The organism is Pedobacter paludis (genome assembly GCF_003173575.1).
GTDB classification, from domain to species: domain Bacteria; phylum Bacteroidota; class Bacteroidia; order Sphingobacteriales; family Sphingobacteriaceae; genus Pedobacter; species Pedobacter paludis.
The window spans coordinates 171900-187293 of sequence record NZ_QGNY01000008.1; the positions used below are offsets into that span (position 1 = coordinate 171900).

General features: G+C 35.0%; 18 protein-coding genes. 13 read left to right on the forward strand and 5 right to left on the reverse strand.

The window, feature by feature from the left end; all coding sequences use genetic code 11:
* Window positions 1-35 precede the first annotated feature (35 nt).
* Window positions 36-215: a hypothetical protein gene (locus DF947_RS19630; RefSeq protein ID WP_109932142.1), complete on the forward strand. Its 180-nt coding sequence runs from the start codon at window positions 36-38 to the stop codon at window positions 213-215.
* Window positions 216-344: 129 nt separating this feature from the next.
* Here DF947_RS19630 and DF947_RS19635 read toward each other — a convergent pair whose 3' ends face one another.
* From DF947_RS19635 to DF947_RS19645, 3 genes are all read right to left on the reverse strand, one after another.
* Window positions 345-542, reverse strand: coding sequence for a cold-shock protein (locus DF947_RS19635; protein WP_109932144.1), 198 nt, complete (start codon window positions 540-542; stop codon window positions 345-347).
* A gap of 131 nt (window positions 543-673) precedes the next feature.
* Window positions 674-961 carry a hypothetical protein gene (locus DF947_RS19640; RefSeq protein WP_109932146.1) on the reverse strand — a complete coding sequence of 96 codons (288 nt, stop codon included), beginning with the start codon at window positions 959-961 and terminating at the stop codon, window positions 674-676.
* A gap of 306 nt (window positions 962-1267) precedes the next feature.
* Entirely contained in the window at window positions 1268-2104 is an 837-nt protein-coding gene (locus DF947_RS19645) for an aldo/keto reductase (RefSeq protein ID WP_109932148.1), read from the reverse strand.
* 590 nt (window positions 2105-2694) lie between these two features.
* On the opposite strand from DF947_RS19645, the gene DF947_RS19650 reads away from it, so the two are divergent.
* Entirely contained in the window at window positions 2695-3222 is a 528-nt protein-coding gene (locus DF947_RS19650) for a GAF domain-containing protein (RefSeq protein ID WP_109932150.1), read from the forward strand.
* Here the strand turns inward: DF947_RS19650 and DF947_RS19655 are convergent.
* Window positions 3219-3461, reverse strand: coding sequence for a cold shock domain-containing protein (locus DF947_RS19655; RefSeq protein WP_109932152.1), 243 nt, complete (start codon window positions 3459-3461; stop codon window positions 3219-3221). The two genes, DF947_RS19650 and DF947_RS19655, sit on opposite strands and share 4 nt — an antisense overlap.
* Before the next feature lie 309 nt (window positions 3462-3770).
* Here DF947_RS19655 and DF947_RS19660 point away from each other — a divergent pair, with 309 nt between their 5' ends.
* The 5 genes from DF947_RS19660 to DF947_RS19680 all read left to right on the forward strand — a co-directional run bounded on the left by DF947_RS19660 (window position 3771) and on the right by DF947_RS19680 (window position 9455).
* Window positions 3771-3953 (forward strand): hypothetical protein, encoded by a 183-nt coding sequence (locus tag DF947_RS19660; protein ID WP_109932154.1) that lies wholly within the window; start codon window positions 3771-3773, stop codon window positions 3951-3953.
* 105 nt (window positions 3954-4058) lie between these two features.
* The gene (locus DF947_RS19665; protein ID WP_109932156.1) at window positions 4059-5468 is read left to right on the forward strand and encodes a PQQ-dependent sugar dehydrogenase; all 1410 of its coding nucleotides are present in this window, start codon (window positions 4059-4061) and stop codon (window positions 5466-5468) included.
* A gap of 110 nt (window positions 5469-5578) precedes the next feature.
* Window positions 5579-8269 carry a PQQ-dependent sugar dehydrogenase gene (locus DF947_RS19670; RefSeq protein WP_109932158.1) on the forward strand — a complete coding sequence of 897 codons (2691 nt, stop codon included), beginning with the start codon at window positions 5579-5581 and terminating at the stop codon, window positions 8267-8269.
* Between the two features lie 220 nt (window positions 8270-8489).
* Window positions 8490-9125, forward strand: coding sequence for an HAD family hydrolase (locus DF947_RS19675; RefSeq protein WP_109932160.1), 636 nt, complete (start codon window positions 8490-8492; stop codon window positions 9123-9125).
* A 9-nt stretch (window positions 9126-9134) separates the two neighbouring features.
* A complete protein-coding gene (locus DF947_RS19680; protein WP_109932162.1) occupies window positions 9135-9455 on the forward strand; it encodes a DUF962 domain-containing protein in 321 nt (106 codons plus the stop codon).
* Window positions 9456-9747: 292 nt separating this feature from the next.
* Here the strand turns inward: DF947_RS19680 and DF947_RS19685 are convergent, their stop codons facing one another.
* Window positions 9748-10932: a proline dehydrogenase family protein gene (locus DF947_RS19685; protein WP_109932164.1), complete on the reverse strand. Its 1185-nt coding sequence runs from the start codon at window positions 10930-10932 to the stop codon at window positions 9748-9750.
* Between the two features lie 96 nt (window positions 10933-11028).
* Here DF947_RS19685 and DF947_RS19690 point away from each other — a divergent pair, with 96 nt between their 5' ends.
* From DF947_RS19690 to DF947_RS19715, 6 genes are all read left to right on the forward strand, one after another.
* A complete protein-coding gene (locus DF947_RS19690) occupies window positions 11029-11235 on the forward strand; it encodes an RNA-binding S4 domain-containing protein (protein ID WP_109932166.1) in 207 nt (68 codons plus the stop codon).
* Window positions 11235-12293: a 3-dehydroquinate synthase gene (gene aroB / locus DF947_RS19695; protein WP_109932169.1), complete on the forward strand. Its 1059-nt coding sequence runs from the start codon at window positions 11235-11237 to the stop codon at window positions 12291-12293. Before DF947_RS19690 ends, aroB begins: the two co-directional genes overlap by 1 nt.
* Window position 12294: 1 nt before the next feature.
* A complete protein-coding gene (locus tag DF947_RS19700; RefSeq protein ID WP_109932171.1) occupies window positions 12295-13257 on the forward strand; it encodes a sterol desaturase family protein in 963 nt (320 codons plus the stop codon).
* 316 nt (window positions 13258-13573) lie between these two features.
* A complete protein-coding gene (locus tag DF947_RS19705) occupies window positions 13574-13765 on the forward strand; it encodes a hypothetical protein (RefSeq protein WP_109932173.1) in 192 nt (63 codons plus the stop codon).
* A 144-nt stretch (window positions 13766-13909) separates the two neighbouring features.
* Window positions 13910-14086, forward strand: a complete 177-nt coding sequence (locus DF947_RS22540; RefSeq protein WP_240615425.1) for a hypothetical protein — start codon at window positions 13910-13912, stop codon at window positions 14084-14086.
* 443 nt (window positions 14087-14529) lie between these two features.
* Window positions 14530-15363, forward strand: coding sequence for a prephenate dehydratase (locus DF947_RS19715; protein ID WP_109932175.1), 834 nt, complete (start codon window positions 14530-14532; stop codon window positions 15361-15363).
* The last annotated feature ends 31 nt before the right edge of the window (window positions 15364-15394 follow it).

Below are 15394 nucleotides of genomic sequence, written 5' to 3' on the forward strand. Positions count from 1 at the left end.
TTAACATTATTCTATTAAATTCTAATTATTGGATCATGATTATTAAGCATACGAGTTCGATAAAAGATCTGGAATCGATTAAAGTTGGAGATAAAGTAAAAGATGAATATGGAAAAGAAGGTTACGTTGAAGAAATTGAAGTGCTTAAGCACCGCAATAGCAATCAATATTACTTTAAATTAAAAAACAGCGGAACAATTTTAATTATAAAATAAAAGGGTAAGGCTTAAGCCCTACCCTTTTGTCATTATTTCTATATGGCCTTCAATCCTGAGAAGCTATAATAAATTTAGTTATTACTTTTTTATTTGCTCTTATTTGAACAAATTGAACAATTAATTTAATTACGCACTAAGCACTGTAACTTTTACAGCTTCGACGCCAAGTTTAGTTTGTTCAACATCAAACTGAACAATGTTGTTGGATTCTATCGGATCTATTACGCCATGAGCATAAACTCTTAATTCAAAACATCCATTAGAAGAGGTAATGAATCCAAAACCTTGCTCCTTATCATAAAATTTTACCGTTCCTAGCTTCATTTGCGTTAGATTTATTATCTAAACATAATAAAAATAGGATTGTTTTATAAAAATTATAGATGTAGCCATCTCATTAATAGATTATTCTCTATATCCTGATGATGTAATCTTATCCAATTATCTAACTTGTCTCAACTTTCCATATCATGCACATCTGCAAAACCACCAATCAACATTAAATCTTCTGCATTAGGCAACTTCCCCAATCTTGTAGGAAAATCCTTACCTTCTATAATTCCAATTCTTTTAATCAAATTAAGGTTAACCAATAAAGCAATATATTCAACTGCTAAATTTTCCTTTCCCTTAAACAATTTCAATACTCTTTTTGTACTTATTATCTTCTCTTCTCCAAACTCATTAAGAATATCGTCCAGTAACCTAGCCTTTTCACGAGTGAGACGAAATGTTATATTCATAGCTCAAACTTATCAGCTCCAAAATTACATCGTTAGTCTAAATTTCATAGCTAATCGGAATATAATGGCTAAAATGAATAGGGTAAGGCAATTTCTTTTAAGAAAAATTACAAAATGTTAGTTACTAACAGATTGTGCAAAATTATTGTGCAAAACAAAACCAATAAAATCCTAAATTGTTGAATATAAAAATAGAGATAAAAAAGTCCTGTGAGCGGGAGATCCGCGTTGGGCAGGCACACCATAAAAGCACGAAATCCCTGCCTTTTTGAGCCGGGATTTCTTTTTTAGCGATGAGCTGATTGATTAATTCGATAATGATGAAAACTCTTCATCAGAAAGTTCAATTTCCGAAGCCTTCAAGTTTTCTTTTAAATGCTCTACAGATTTCGTTCCGGGGATTAACAATATATTTTCAGATCTTTTAAGTAACCAGGCTAAGGCAATTTGGGCAGTAGTAGCCTCATGTTTTTCTGCAATAAGTTTAATCTTGTCTTCCAGTTTGGTTGGTCCTGAAGCTAATGGAAACCAAGGAATAAATGCAAGTCCTTGTTCTACTGTAAAATCTAATACATTTTCCCATTGCCTGTTCGCCAAATTGTACATATTCTGTACGGAAACAATGGGTAAAATCTCCTGCACCTGTTTAATTTGTTCTATTGTTACTTCCGATAATCCAACATAACGGATTTTGCCAGCTTTTACCGCTTCGACAACTGGAGCTAAAGTTTCCTCTACATTTACCTTTGGATCAATTCGATGAAGTTGCCATAAATCTATAACATCAACTTTTAAACGCTGGAGGCTTCCTTCAATATTCTGTCTTATAAAATCTGGAGTTCCATTTGGCACCCAATTATTTGGTCCCGGGCGATTAAAACCTCCTTTAGTCGCAATAACAATACTGTCTTTGTAAGGATGAAGCGCATCAGCAATTAGTGTTTCATTAAATTGTGGTCCGTAGGCTTCAGCAGTATCAATAAAATTAACACCATTATCTACCGCAACCTGCAATACTTTTTTAGCGTTATCCCGATCGGCAACTTCACCAAAAACGCCGGTTCCTGTTAATTGCATAGCGCCATAACCTAAACGATTAATTTCTAATTCGCCTAGTTTAAAGGTTAATGATTTATTTCCCATTATTTTTTCTTTTGAGTAAAATAAAATTGATTAATTCTATTTTTCTTAACCCCTATTGCACACGAATGTTTGAGATTATTTTTTTATGATAAATTAGAAACATTTCCATAAAAAATACACTCGTAACCAAAATGAGATTATGATTACGATATAAAATTGCATCATTCCATTTGGTGCTTCATTATGATGAAAAACCACACAATAGATAGAAGTTGGAAGCTTTGTTATATAGCTCCAAAAAAAAATAATTAAAGGATAATTTTTAAGATATAGCTAAGTTCAGCTTGCTTTCTTTCCACCAAAAATTACACAAAAAACACTAAATCCGCTTAGTATGAAAACTACGCCTAAAACAAAATTAACTGTATCGCCCATTCCCTAATGTAATTATAATTGTCATTGCATTCTAATGGTTTTAATTTTAGCACGGACACAATATTTTTTGATTATGGATTTAATTAATCGCTAAGGCATTTTTTAATCATATTAATGTAATTTTCATCACTGTAGGTTGTGCGATTTATTAAAAAACTTAAATGGCAAATAATTTCGATAGGTATATTTAAACGTTTTACTATCCTTATTATTTAATGCGTCCCGAAAAAGTTGAAAGCGAAGAAGCGCTTCGTCTAAAAGCCTTGAAAAGCTATAAAATCTTAGATACTCCAAAAGATGGAGCCTTTGATCGTTTTACAAAAATTGCATCGCAGTTTTTAAATGTTCCAATAGCCATTATATCCTTAGTTGATGAAGACAGAATCTGGTTTAAATCTGCTCATGGTGTAGATTTGCAAGAAACACAACGTGCACCCGGGCTTTGTTCATCCGCAATCATGGTAGATGGATTTTACACCGTAGAACATGCTTCTGTTGATCCAAGAACATTAGCAAACCCGTTAATTGCGAGTGGGCTCGGTTTAGAATTTTATGCAGCTTTCCCTTTGAAAACATCTACAGGCTATAATTTGGGAACCTTTTGTATTCTAGATAAACAACCCAGACAACTCGAGTTTTTCGAAATTGCATTTCTGCAAGATTTACGGGATATGGTAATGGATTTTATGGAACTAAAACTTCAGGCTAGAACTTTAGCAAATTCTTTTAGCAACAGCAATTAATAAGCAACCTGAGCAATGGTTTTTTTGGTTTTGCGCACTTTGATTTTGGGGGTTGCTGTTATGTTCTTTGCCACATGCCCTTTTTTGGTTAACGATAAATCAAATTGAACAGAACTTCCAATATATAAGCCTTTTACTTTGCAGTCAACAATATCAAAGTAAATGCTTTGCTCTACCATAAACTGAGAAATTAAGCCAAAGCCTCTTTGCTTATTATAAGCAGTTATTACGCCTTCCATACTGTTTTATTTAGGGATTAGATATTTAAATATATAAACAACATGCCTAAGGAAGTAGTAGAGTAGACAATATGGCCCATTTAATAGATATGCGATTTGGATAAGAAGATTTGCAGTGATCGGATTACTTAGAATGATTGCATTTCCGTTTTAGTGGCCAACCAAATACTTCTACATGCAATATAAAACATTTCTATTGGCCTCTCTAATTGCCAATATATCCAAAACAAAAATTAGGTTTTACAAAAAACAAACTTATTGTAAGCTGAAGTGTTAATTTTCTTTAGGGTTTTAATTAATTGATTCGGCATGAAAAAGTTAGGTAAAAACAGTTCAGACAGGGATCTGGAAAATGTTAAGGAAGGCGATGCCATTAAAGATGACACCGGAAAACAGGGTGAAGTTGAAGTTATAGAAATATTAGAACGTAAGCACGAAAAACAATATTACTATAAATTAAAAAATGATGGGACCATCCTCATCCTTAAATAATAAATCACTTTTGCCTTTTAGATCTGGTTATGTTTCTTTCTTAGAATCAAATATTTATCTATATTTAACTAATTAGTAAAACGATTTAACAACCAAATCTAATCTATGAGAAAAGCATTTACTTATCTGGTAATTATAATGCTATTGGCTTTCGCAAGTGGGTTTATTTATAAATCAAACACAAAAAATCAGCAGGTACTATCTTTTAAAATTGATACGCTAGCTGAGAACTTAACGGTGCCTTGGCAAATTACTTTTCTTCCAGATCGATCTATGCTTTTTACGGAGCGTACGGGAAAGGTTAGGCACTATAGAAATGGAAAACTGCAAGAAAAACCGGTTCTTATTGTAAATGATATAAAGGCTGAATCCAAAACCGGCTTACTGGGCATGGTTATTCATCCGGATTTTGCAAAAAATCATTTAATTTATATAGCGCACAACTATGGCGAAAATAATGCTTTGTGGCTTCGTGTTGTACGTTATGAATATAAAAACGATACTTTATTAAATCCAAAAACATTAATTGAAAAAATTCCCGCAGCCAGAAATCATACTGGTTGTAGACTTGTGTTTGGTCCTGATAAAAAACTTTATATTACCACAGGAGATGCTGATCAACCTGTGCGTGCACAAGATTTGAAAACCTTTAATGGTAAAATTCTTCGATTAAACGACGATGGAAGTATTCCATCTGATAATCCTTTTATTAAAAGTGATACTGCCCGCAAAGAAATTTGGTCTTATGGACACAGAAATCCACAGGGACTTGCCTTTCAGCCAGGTACAAATAAATTATACGAAACTGAGCATGGTCCAACTGGTGGCGATGAAGTAAATATTATTGAGAAGGGTGCAAATTATGGCTGGCCTGTTATTCACCATCAAGATGCTAAAGCAGGCATGAAATCTCCAATATTTGAATATACTCCATCTATTGGGCCTTCAGAAGCTTTATTTTATGTAGGAAAAGCATTTCCAACCCTGCAAGGAAATTTATTAGTCGGTTGCCTGCGTGGCGAATCCATTTTGAACATCCCTCTTGATAAGCCTAGCGAACAGGAAGTTTTTCTTAAAAAGCAATTCGGCAGGATTCGATCTGTAGTTGTTGGTCCTGATGGCTTTATCTATATATCTACTTCAAATTTTGATTTACCGGAAAGCAAAGGCGAACGACCTTACGATATGATTTTGAGGTTGCGTCCATCTACCGATAAAACTGTTTTTGCATCAAGTCAGCAAATTACAGCAAATAATAAAAGTGACTTGGTAAAAAATACTTCTCAAAATATGTTTAAACAGCTTTGCGCCTCCTGCCATGGAGATAAGCTTCAAGGAACTGAAGCCGTGAGAAGTTTAATCGGTGGGAAATTTAATTACGGTTCTGACAAAAAATCAATCGTAAAAACCATAACAGATGGCGTAGTTGCAAAAGGAATGCCCGCATGGAATGGCGCAATTAGCAAAAAAGATATTGATGGATTGGCAGATTATATTTTATCGGCAACGCATTAAAAATGCTCTATTTAACTGTAATGAGCGATTGCGTATAAATATTGATATATTTTCCCCGGCTGAAAAACAATCCTCTATATTTATTAAGTAAACACACATAAACCAAATAAATGAAAACTATTTTTACACTGGCAACTTCATTCATCGCCATTTCCTTTTTGTATGCTGCCACGCTAAATAAAAATCATTACACTCAAAAAAAAATTGCCCTAAAATCTGAAAATAGAATTGATACTCCAAATCAGGATCGCTTTGTTAAGGTAAATCTTGTTCAGGGAGAATTTACAGAACCAACAGAATTAGCGGTTTTGCCCAATTTAGATATTCTTGTTGCCCAACGCCGTGGCGAAATTTTGATTTATAAAAATCAAACTAAAAAATTATCTCAGGCAGGAAAACTAGATGTTTATTTTAAAACCAGCACGCCGGATGTGAATGCAGAAGAGGGTTTATTGGGAATGGCTGCAGATCCAAAGTTTGCAATCAATAAATACATTTATCTTTTTTACAGCCCATTTGATCAATCGGTAAATCGCTTATCACGCTTTAAATTGGTTAATGATAAAATTGATAAATCATCCGAAAAAATTATCCTTCAGTTTTATTCCCAGAGAGAAATCTGTTGCCATACTGGTGGATCAATAGCTTTCGGAGCCGATAATCTTTTATATGTTTCTACGGGAGATAACTCCACTCCTTTCGATGCGCCCAAGCAACAATATGTAAATAACGGTTATGCACCATTGGATAATCGTAAAGGTTTAGAGCAATACGATTCTAGAAGATCTGCCGGAAACACAAATGATTTAAGAGGCAAAATTCTAAGAATTAAACTGAATGATGATGGGACTTACAGCATTCCAGATGGGAATCTATTTCCAAAAAACGATCCAAAATCCAAACCAGAAATCTATGTAATGGGTAATAGAAATCCTTATAGAATCTCGGTTGATAAAAAAACTGGTTACTTATACTGGGGCGAAGTTGGGCCTGATGCAACGAACGACGATCCTTCTCGCGGTCCTCGTGGTTATGATGAAGTTAACCAAGCCCGTAAAGCCGGCAATTTCGGTTGGCCATATTTTATCGGAAACAACTACCCTTACCGAGCTTACGATTATACAAACGGTCAAAGTGGAAATCCTTTTGATCCTGCTGGTGCAATAAACAATTCGCCAAACAATACGGGTTTGGGAATTATACCGCCAGCACAACCAGCATTTATTTGGTATCCTTATGGCGAATCGAAAGAGTTTCCGCAGGTTGGTTCTGGAGGCAGAACTGCAATGGCTGGCCCGGTTTATTACGCAAAGCCTGGTGCATCGCCATACCCAGCTTATTATAACGGGAAATTGATTATTTATGAATGGGTTCGTGGTTGGGTTAAAGCTGTAACCATGTCGCCACAAGGCGATTATAAGAGCATGGAACCAATGCTTTCTAAAATATCTTTAAATGCCCCAATTGATATGGAACTTGGCCCTGATGGAAAACTATATATTTTAGAATATGGGAAAGGCTGGTTCTCTAAAAACCCAGATGCGGGAATTACCAGAATTGATTATTTAAAAGGAAACAGACCGCCAAATATTGAAGATTTAGAAATTGCCAAAACAAGCGGATTATTGCCTTATAAACTTGCAGCGAAGGTAAAAGCAACAGATCCTGATGGAGATGCATTAACTTATGTGTGGAATCTGGGAAATGGGATTAAAAAAACCACAACAGTTCCTGAATTAAAGTATACTTACACAGTTGCCGGCGAATATCCTGTGAGTGTTCTCGTTTTAGACAAAATCAAGGCTTCGTCAAAAAGCCAGGTAATTCCGGTTTTTGCAGGGAATGAGCATCCAAATGTCGATATCGTTTTAAATGGCAACAAAAGCTTTTGGTTCCCGAACAAAGCTATCGATTATCAAGTGTTGGTATCAGATAAAGGTGCAACCGTAAATAAGGAACGCATTTATATTTCAAATACTTATACTGAAGGGAGTGATTTGGCTGGTGCACAATTGGGCCATCAACAGGCTGCACAAACACTTATTGGCAAAACTTTAATGCTTAAATCAGATTGCAGTACTTGCCACAAGATATCAGCAACATCTATAGGCCCAGCTTTTGAAAAGGTTTCCGCAAAATATCAAAGCGACCCTAAGGCAGTAGATTATCTGGCCAACAAAGTAATGAAGGGAAGTTCTGGCGTTTGGGGCGAAATCCCGATGCCTGCCCATCCAGCCATGAAAGAAGCTGAGGTTAAAAAAATTACAGAGTGGATTATGACTTTAAGCAATAAAGATGCGGTTGCTGCGTCATTACCAACTTCTGGAAAAATTACGCCAGCCAATAATGTTGATAAAAAGAAATCGGTTTTAACTTTGAAAGCGACTTATACCGATGCCGGCACTGCAAAACTAAAACCCTTAACCACAACTAATACTATTAATTTAAAGCGCAATGAAATTGATGCTTCTGAAATAAACGACTTAAAAGGCTTCGAGAAAAAAGAAGTTTCTGGAGCTGAAGTAATTGCCTTAAACGAAAATAATGGTGATTTCAGTTTAAGCCACGTTGATTTAACAAACATCAGCGGATTTAAATTTAATTTAGTTAATAGTAGCAATTATGAAGTCGAAATTCGATTAGATAATACAGGTGGAGAATTATTGGGTAAATCGAAAATAAATGGCAATACAATGATTAAATCCATTTCTGACGGAAAATTCCATAAAATATATTTTATTTTCAAAGGTGCTGATAGCGAGAAACCAGTTATAAAATCGGTTACCGTTATATCTCTTTAAATTCATCTTTATTTATGAGGCTGTATCAAAAATGAATTTGTCTTTATTTTTGTCACGTTGAGCTTGTCGAAACGCTTTAGGTGGCGGTTTCTGCAAGTCCTTCGACAAGCTCAGGATTACATTTATTTTTATTCATAGCCTCATATTTATTTAAAAAACAAAATTTAATACACTGGCTTAACACAGCAATAATATCTTTGTAGCATAATCAGAATTACTCATGCAACACATAAAAAACATCATTTTTGATTACGGTAACGTAATATTCGATATAGATTTTAAAATTGCCCAAGCTTCATTTGCAAAACTTGGTGTTGCAGATATTGAGAATTTCTTTGCACATAAATCTCATAATCAATTATTTGACGATTTTGAAACTGCTACAATCTCGCCTGCAGAATTTAGAGCTGGAATTAGAAAAGCAGCCAACAAACCAGATTTAACAGATGCACAGATTGACGAAGCCTGGAATAGTTTATTAATCGGTACCATCCAACAAAACCATGATTTATTGTTGAAAGTAAAAGAGAAATACCGTACTTTCCTGTTAAGCAACAATAATGAAATCCATTACGATTGGATCATCAATTATTTAAAAACAACTTTCCAAATTAATAATTACGATGAGTATTTTGAGAAGGCCTACTTTTCTCAGCATATGAAATTACGTAAGCCCAACACCAATATTTTCGAACAGGTTTTAAAGGAGAACAACCTAAATCCAGCAGAGACATTATTTATTGATGATAGTCCACAGCATATTGAAGGCGCAAAAAAAGTTGGTTTAAATACGCTGTTAATGACAGAAAAGCCAGCTCAGTTACAGGCTTTTTTAAAAGCGAACGGAATTCTGTAAATTTAGATTATGCCAGAGAAACAATTTAAATCGCTTAAGGAATTTTATCCTTACTATTTAACAGAACATACCAATACAACTTCCAGAATTTTACATTTTATAGGAACGGGATTAGTTGCGCTCGCTTTTTTCACAGGTTTTCTCTTTCACAACTGGCATTTTTTTTTAGCAATGCCTGTTTTGGGTTATGGCTTTGCTTGGGTTGGTCACTTCTTTTTTGAAAAGAATAAACCTGCAACCTTCAAGTATCCTTGTTATAGCCTTGCCAGTGATTTTATTTTGTTTTATGATTTGTTAACGGGCAAGCAAGGGTTTGTGGTTAAGAAATAAAGTTTTCTGTCTAGGAGCTTTATGAAATATTGCAAGAACAATCGTCACCCTGAATTCAGTTAGTCGGGATTTGTAATCCCGTCTGCCGAAATGAGGATTTGTAATCCTCTATTTAGAGTTTTGCAACGGAAAATTATGCTAATTTCACTGAACTGATTTTTTTAAACCCGATTGCAGCGGCATCCGCCAGTTCTTCACTGGCGATATAGCGTAAAGCGGGACTACATCAATCGAAGAATTACCGAACGTTCATTTCCAAGAAATTCTATTTATAGCTAATTAGTTTAACCAACTATAGCTTTCTTCTCTTCAACTCCCTTTCAATTAAACCCAGTTCTCTTCCTGTTTGCCCGGCAACTGACGTGTTTTCTTGTGCCCTGCGGAACAAATACGGCATTACAGCTTTTATCGGCCCATAAGGAACGTATTTGGCTACGTTGTAATTAGAATCTGCAAGGTTAAAGCTCAAGTTATCGCTCATCCCTAAAAGCTGGGCGAAGTATACGTGCGGGTGGTTATGAGCGATTTTTTTCTCATCCAAAAGATAAGTAAGCAAGCGACTACTGTCTTCATTATGCGTACCGGCAACAATGGCAATTTCCTCAATGTGATCTACGCAATAGCGCAAAGATTCGTTGTAATCGCGATCAGATGATTCTTTATCTTTCTGAATTGGAGACGGATAGCCCATTTCTAAAGCACGTTTGCGCTCCTTTTCCATGTATGCTCCACGAACCATCTTAACGCCCAAAATAAATCCATCGGCCTTCGCAATTAAATGATCTGCTTTCATATCGGCCAATTTATCATGGCGATACATTTGATAGGTATTATAAACGATAATGCGTTCGCGATTAAACTTGCGCATCATATCTAAAGCCAATTCATCAATGGTATTTTGGATCCAGGTTTCTTCGGCATCAATCATAATCGGCACACTTTTATCAAAAGCAGTACGACAAATCATTTCGCAACGAAGCTTAACTTTTTCAAATTCTGCCTTTTCTTGATCAGATAACTTTTCCTTGGCGTCTAATTTTTGCAACAAAGCAAAGCGACCAATTCCGGTAATTTTAAAAACAGTAATCGGAATTTTAGCATCTCCATCTGCACGCAAAATTGTTCTGATAATTTCTTCACAGGTTTCATCAAAAATCTTTTCTTCTTCCTCCCCTTCAACCGAATAATCTAAAATGGTTCCAACACCGCCTTTTGCCAATTGATCAACCGCTTTATCGCACTCTGCAATGGTTTCGCCCCCACAAAATTGCTGAAAAATAGTCGCCTTTATTGCACCTTGAATGGGCAAGCCAATATTTAAAAAGAAATTAGTAATGGCAGGCCCAACTTTGGTTAAAAAATTACTGCCAATCATTTTAAAAAGCCAATAAGCCTTTTTTAATTCTGCATTTGTTTTTTGGCGGAAAGCAACTTCGGTATTATCGAAATTGGGTTGTTTATGGGGGGATAAATCCATTTATAAAATGTTTAATAAGTCAGACGGATGCAAAATTATAAAAAGCATCCATTGTTAAAACCAAAAAGCTGTAAATAATTGTATTTTTGCAACAAAATGATACAATTCAAATTAGAGGGCGAATTTATTCCATTAATCCAATTGTTAAAAGCAACAGGATTGGTTGGCAGTGGTGGCGATGCCCAAACCGCTGTAGAAGACGGTGAAGTAAAATGCAATGGTGAAGTAGAATTTCGCAAACGATATAAGGTTAGAGTTGGCGATATTATCACATTCGGACCAGATAAAATTGAAGTAATTTAATGGAAACTTTAACCAGCGCTGGCCATAGCCTATACTTTGAAAGTGGATTAGAAGCTTTAAAAAACCTTTTAGAAAGCAACAAATACAGCAAGGTTTTTATTCTTGCGGATGAACATACGAGCGAAATCTGTTTACCTGTTTTTCAATCGATGATGGATGATTTTTCTGAATTCGATTTAATTGAAACATCTGCAGGCGAAGAAAATAAAAACATAGATTTTTGCATTGGCATTTGGAAAACCCTTTTGGATTTTGAAGCAGATCGTAAAAGTTTACTGATCAATCTCGGAGGTGGCGTAATTACCGATATGGGCGGTTTTATTGCCTCGACATATAAACGCGGAATTGATTTTATTAACGTACCTACCACCCTACTTTCGCAGGTAGATGCTTCTGTGGGAGGCAAGACAGGTATTGACATCGATAATGTGAAAAACATGGTGGGTACTTTTACCCTGCCACAAATGGTTTTTATTGAAACCGGATTTTTAAAAACCTTGCCAAAACGCGAACTTTTATCGGGCTTTGCCGAAATGATCAAACATGGTTTAATCTACGATAAAACTTATTACGAAAAGCTAAAGTCAACGGATTATTTAACCCCATCTGCAGAAGACATTTATCGTTCTGTAGAAATTAAAAACGAAGTGGTAACCATTGATCCGCATGAGAAAAATCTGCGCAAAATTTTAAATTTCGGCCATACCATTGGGCACGCAGTAGAAGGTTATTCTTTGGCCAATGACGAGAATCCGTTAACACATGGAGAAGCAATTGCAATTGGATTTGTCTGCGAAGCAGCATTATCGATCAAAAACAGCACTTTAACAAAAGAGGAGCTAAAAGATATTAGCACTTACCTTTTGTCGTTATATCCTAAGTATCACATTAAAAAAGAAAGTTTTGATACGCTTTTAGAATTAATGCAGAGCGATAAAAAGAATGAAGATGGCAACATTCTGTTCTCGCTTTTAGAAAACATCGGTAAATGCACGTTTAACTGCCGTGTAAGTACCGCAGATATTTTGAGCAGTTTGGATTATTATAATAGTTTATAAAATGAAGTATACTGGAAGTGATATTTCTGTAGGCGCATTGTTCGGCTTTGTAATCGTTTTAACCTTAGTTGAAATGTATTTCAGCTATGCACACGACAGGAAATTATATACCAAACAAGACACTTGGACCAATATTTATTTAATGGTTTCGGCTATTGTGATTAACCTAGGAATGAAAACGGCAACATTCTTTTTATTAGAATATTGCTACCAATTTCGTCTGTTTCAAATCTCCAATGTTTGGATATATTGGACAGTTTTAATTCTCGCACAAGATTTTTTGTATTGGTTTCTGCATACCGTTGGGCACTATGTTCGCTTTTTTTGGGCAATGCATGTTACACATCATTCATCAGAGCATTTCAACTTAACAACGGGTTTCCGTTCAACCGTTTTCGAACCTTTATATAGGGTGTTTTTCTATTTGCCTTTGGCATTTATGGGTTTTACGGCAATGGATATTTTGTTTGCCTACCTTGTTACACAGATTTATGGCAATTTGGTACACACGCAATATAAAATAAACTTCCCAAAATGGTACGAATATGTTTTTGTAACACCTTCGCATCACCGTGTTCATCATGCCAGCAATGTACGCTATCTGGATAAAAACATGGGTATGGTTTTAATTCTTTGGGATAGGATGTTTGGTACCTTTCAGGCAGAATTACCAGAAGATGAAATTAAATACGGCTTAACCACTCAACCAAAAGATACGGGCCCTGTAAACATCATTTTCCATGAATTTATTGCTTTAACGGCTGATGTAAAAAAAGCACCCACTTTTATGGATAAAGTAAAATATATACTAAATCCTCCAGGATGGAGCCATGATGGAAGTACCAAGATTGCAAAAATTATGCAACAAGAGTTGCATGAGGCTGAGGAATTAAAAAAACAGCAAGACCAAAATAAGGTAAAAGATTTAAATGAGCAAGAGCGAATGCTGAGTTCAATAGGATAACATCAACGGTCTGGATTTACAGGCCGTTTTTGTTTAAAGAAAATTTTGAAATGTTGGGTCTTTATTTCTGTTTCTTAAACAGCCCTGCTATCCACTACAATCTTTTAAAGCTTCTGTCATGCTGAGGAACGAAGCATCTGTTTCATAGGTTGCAGATTCTTCGTGGCTCAGAATGACATCATATTCAAGGTTATTGCAACAAAAAGTATTTCCATTGCTATCAGGTTTACAAACGAAGTAAACCACCCTAGAACAAAATTTTTCACAAGCATTTAATTGATCAGTAATTTGTATTTTTAAACAAAGGAGATTTATTATGACAACATTAACTATACAAGTAAAAGATAACGATACAGATTTTCTTTTAGAAGTATTAAAAAGAATTGATGCCAAAATAATCCAAAGTTCGAAAAAGCAAAATTTGCTTGATGGAATTAAACAGGGAATTAAAGAAGCAAAAGATATAAAAAACGGGAAAATTTCACCATTATCTTTAAGTGATATATGACACGGGGAATTAAAATAACCTATTCCCCTATTTTCATTAAAAAAGCAAAACAATTAAAAAAGAAACATATCTCATTAGTAAATGATTTATCTCAATTAGAATTAATACTTTCTGATAACCCTAAAACTGGCACCGATTTAGGTAATGGTATTTTCAAAATCAGGCTTGCTGTTAAGAGTAAAGGGAAGGGAAAAGTGGGGGTTACCGGTTATTACCTATTTGCAAACTGAAGAAGAAATTACAATGATTTACATTTATGATAAATCAGAAGAAGCGACAATTTCAAAGAAAGACATTCAAGCTATAATTGATAGTCTATAATATTGGCAAATTTTATATTTTAGTTAATTCTTAATTGATAATTGCCGAATTAAATAGTTATAGTAGACTGCAATGAATATTAAAAAGTTTTACTAATTATCTATTCCCCGCGTCATGCATTTATTACCGTTGGTTTCAAGCAACGGCGACCAGCTATTAAGCACCTCTTTCTAGTATTTCATACCCATCTCGAAAACGGTCTAAATCAAAAAAAATAAAATTTTATTAAAATTATTTTCATTTTTCTATTGACAAATTAAATTTTGTTATTACATTTGGCTCAACAAAAAAAGAAATGCAAAATAAAAACACATATTACAGCTTTGGTTACTTTTACTATTTTAGTAAGAGCCGGGGCTAATATGCAAAAAGATAGATAACAATATTAAAATGTATAAAAAAGTCCCGGCAAACAGCCGGGACTTTTTTGTTTTTATGCAAAAATGGAAACGAAAAAACGAGTAGCAATTCAAGGTATTAAAGCATCTTTTCATGAAGAGGCTGCATACAAATTCTTCGGAAAAGATATCGAAGCCGTCGAATGTAATTCTTTCAAGGAAACCTGCGATAAGCTTGAAAAAAATGAAGCTGACTTCGTTGTTATGGCCATCGAAAATTCTATTGCCGGAAGCTTGTTACCAAACTATACGCTCATTCGCGATTACGGTTTCTCAGTTGTTGGGGAAGTTTATCTGCCAATTCAATTGCATTTAATGGCATTGCCTGGTGTAAAGTTCGAAGACATTAAAATTGTAACCTCTCACCCTATTGCTATTCGTCAATGTATCGATTTCTTTTACGATTATCCACACATTAAAATCGTGGAAAGCAATGATACCGCTGCTTGCGCAAAACGCATTCAAGAAGAAAAGCTTACAGATACAATGGCCATTGCGAATAGTTTAGCCGCAGAACTGTATGGGTTAAATATATTGGAACGCCGCGTTGAATCGAACAAGAAAAACTATACCCGTTTCCTTATCCTTAAAAAAGACAAAACGGACGAAGGCAAGAAAATAAACAAAGCATCAATCTGTTTTCAGGTTGGGCACAAAGCGGGCTCTTTGGCAACAGTTTTAAACATCTTTGCAGAACAAGAGGTAAGCTTAACAAAAATACAATCTATGCCTGTGCTGGGTAAAAGAAATGAGTACTACTTTTATGTCGACTTAGAATGGCCAAGCACGGAAAAATACGATAAAGCAGTAAGAAAAGCATTAAAGTACACTTCGAATTTCAACATCCTCGGAGAATATCAGAAGAACGATAAAGTCTGAAGGAATTAACATTTTAGATTTACGAATTACG

Coding starts and splice junctions, on each gene's coding strand:
- DF947_RS19630 (WP_109932142.1), top strand. CDS start 36: ATGATTATTAAGCATACGAGTTCGATAAAAGATCTGGAATCGATTAAA.
- DF947_RS19635 (WP_109932144.1), bottom strand. CDS start 542: ATGAAGCTAGGAACGGTAAAATTTTATGATAAGGAGCAAGGTTTTGGA.
- DF947_RS19640 (WP_109932146.1), bottom strand. CDS start 961: ATGAATATAACATTTCGTCTCACTCGTGAAAAGGCTAGGTTACTGGAC.
- DF947_RS19645 (WP_109932148.1), bottom strand. CDS start 2,104: ATGGGAAATAAATCATTAACCTTTAAACTAGGCGAATTAGAAATTAAT.
- DF947_RS19650 (WP_109932150.1), top strand. CDS start 2,695: ATGCGTCCCGAAAAAGTTGAAAGCGAAGAAGCGCTTCGTCTAAAAGCC.
- DF947_RS19655 (WP_109932152.1), bottom strand. CDS start 3,461: ATGGAAGGCGTAATAACTGCTTATAATAAGCAAAGAGGCTTTGGCTTA.
- DF947_RS19660 (WP_109932154.1), top strand. CDS start 3,771: ATGAAAAAGTTAGGTAAAAACAGTTCAGACAGGGATCTGGAAAATGTT.
- DF947_RS19665 (WP_109932156.1), top strand. CDS start 4,059: ATGAGAAAAGCATTTACTTATCTGGTAATTATAATGCTATTGGCTTTC.
- DF947_RS19670 (WP_109932158.1), top strand. CDS start 5,579: ATGAAAACTATTTTTACACTGGCAACTTCATTCATCGCCATTTCCTTT.
- DF947_RS19675 (WP_109932160.1), top strand. CDS start 8,490: ATGCAACACATAAAAAACATCATTTTTGATTACGGTAACGTAATATTC.
- DF947_RS19680 (WP_109932162.1), top strand. CDS start 9,135: ATGCCAGAGAAACAATTTAAATCGCTTAAGGAATTTTATCCTTACTAT.
- DF947_RS19685 (WP_109932164.1), bottom strand. CDS start 10,932: ATGGATTTATCCCCCCATAAACAACCCAATTTCGATAATACCGAAGTT.
- DF947_RS19690 (WP_109932166.1), top strand. CDS start 11,029: ATGATACAATTCAAATTAGAGGGCGAATTTATTCCATTAATCCAATTG.
- aroB (WP_109932169.1), top strand. CDS start 11,235: ATGGAAACTTTAACCAGCGCTGGCCATAGCCTATACTTTGAAAGTGGA.
- DF947_RS19700 (WP_109932171.1), top strand. CDS start 12,295: ATGAAGTATACTGGAAGTGATATTTCTGTAGGCGCATTGTTCGGCTTT.
- DF947_RS19705 (WP_109932173.1), top strand. CDS start 13,574: ATGACAACATTAACTATACAAGTAAAAGATAACGATACAGATTTTCTT.
- DF947_RS22540 (WP_240615425.1), top strand. CDS start 13,910: ATGGTATTTTCAAAATCAGGCTTGCTGTTAAGAGTAAAGGGAAGGGAA.
- DF947_RS19715 (WP_109932175.1), top strand. CDS start 14,530: ATGGAAACGAAAAAACGAGTAGCAATTCAAGGTATTAAAGCATCTTTT.